Genomic DNA, 1,783 nt, shown 5'->3' with positions numbered 1-1,783 from the left:
GACTATGGAGAGATAACTACAATCTGCAATGACTGTGGCTTCATTCTGAACCATTCTGCATTTATCAATCTTTTATTGCTTCAAAGAATAAAACTGCAAGGATTTAATCCGGATTTAAGATGGAAAACGCAGATTGTCAAAACAGACCGCTTTATTCTTTCAGACGATGAGCCGGACGACTATAACCGGCTTGATATGGGGCTGTCGCCATTACTTCCTATTGCGTTGGATTTTATCTCTCAATATGACAGTATCAATTCAATAGACCGGCTATTCAATACTATGCCAATAGAACAATATAGCCCATATTGTTCAGGGCTTGATACTCATTGTATGGTTGGACTAATTTCTGCCAAACTCTCCAAAAATGCTGATTACGAAAATATTAAACGAATGTATCAACGAATAGTGAAAAAAGAGGATTTCACAATCGAGATGAAATCTTCTTTTTCACGAATTGTTGCTTATCTTGAACAAATATGATACTGACCGATAAACGATTTTGGATATTTGTGGCTTTTGAAACTTTTGTTTCAGTAGGAACAGGTTATAGTATGTTGTATATGGAATGGGACATATACTATACGTTTATATTCCTATTATGTAGTTTGTTGAGTGGATTCATTGCATTTAAGTGGTTTAGGAAAAGTATTATCAGACTTTCTTTGTCGGTCTGGATAGCTAACAGCCTATCTGTTGCAATCTGTTTTCTTTTCCCCAATCTAAGTAAATCCACAACACATTCAGATTACCTGATATTATTTATGATAATGTATTCGTTAATCTCAATTATCCCATATATTATTGTGACGAAAATTTATTCGCTTATTTCAAAACGACTATGACACATAAATTGGATGTATTTTGGATTGCGCGGGGAGCGTTGCTCGTTCTCATGGTCGGGTGTTGCTTGTCCGAGGGTTGGATTGAAGATACTGCACTGCTTGGCGGAACTTATGTGTTGTCGCTGTTATCGTTCAAAGTACTATTATCTTTTTTTGACCTTTGCGCGTTATTACTTTATGAATTAGAAATTTCACTATGAAAAATCAGCAAGATAACTTAGGCAGTCAGGATGGAAAGATTGATTTGAAGATGTGGATGGAGGAGCATCCGCAGGAATATGGCGAGTTTGCTGCGGCGATGGGCGAAGCGGACTCGCTGGAGGTGTTTTTGTTGGGTGCAGCAGCATTTCTTTCGTCGCCGGAGTTTCAGAAGCGATTGGAGAATATGATTAACCTTGACAATCTGGACTTGGATGAGCTTTTGAAGATTCTTCAAGAGTCGGATTTTGCTGAGAAGATATTTGGCGAACAGGCAGAAGGGAGCGAATGGGCTAAATACCGGTTGCCCTTTGCCGCATGGCTCAAATATGGACGCTCTTCTGAAATGATGATAGATAATATTGAGGAAGCGGCAGAGTCGATTGACAACAAACAGTACCAGTGGCAGCTTGCAAAGTTCATGAAGACATTTCTTGCGAGGGAGGTAGAGGATAAACGACGCTCGCGCAAGGATTTGAAGGAGCATCTTGATTATCGCATGAGTGTAGATAACGGCAATTTGGCTGATTGGGCGTTGGAGGGCATCGACGAGTCTAAACCGACTGCTAAAATTATAGAGAACGCGGGATTTCCTCATGACCTTCTTTCCCTTTTGGCATCTCACGGCAGTGAGATTGTTAAGCGCATTGGCAAATGGATAGAAACACATATCCGTGGCGTTGACATAGCGCACTTATATGTCGCACTTGTCGAGTCTGGCGAGCTGGATCCGTCAACAC

Annotated in this window: 2 protein-coding genes; both read left to right on the top strand. The window is 40.4% G+C overall.

The genetic code is table 11. The annotated features are described in order from the left end of the window. Positions 1 to 483: hypothetical protein (locus JX312_RS13115; RefSeq protein ID WP_204458369.1), on the top strand; the 483-nt coding region annotated here is incomplete at its 5' end. Between the two features lie 558 nt (positions 484 to 1,041). After that, on the top strand, positions 1,042 to 1,783 hold a 742-nt coding region (locus tag JX312_RS13110), incomplete at its 3' end, for a DUF6043 family protein (RefSeq protein ID WP_204458367.1).

The organism is Barnesiella sp. CU968 (genome assembly GCF_905219685.1).
GTDB lineage: Bacteria > Bacteroidota > Bacteroidia > Bacteroidales > Muribaculaceae > Lepagella > Lepagella muris_A.
This window is presented reverse-complemented; position numbering and strand designations above follow the sequence as displayed.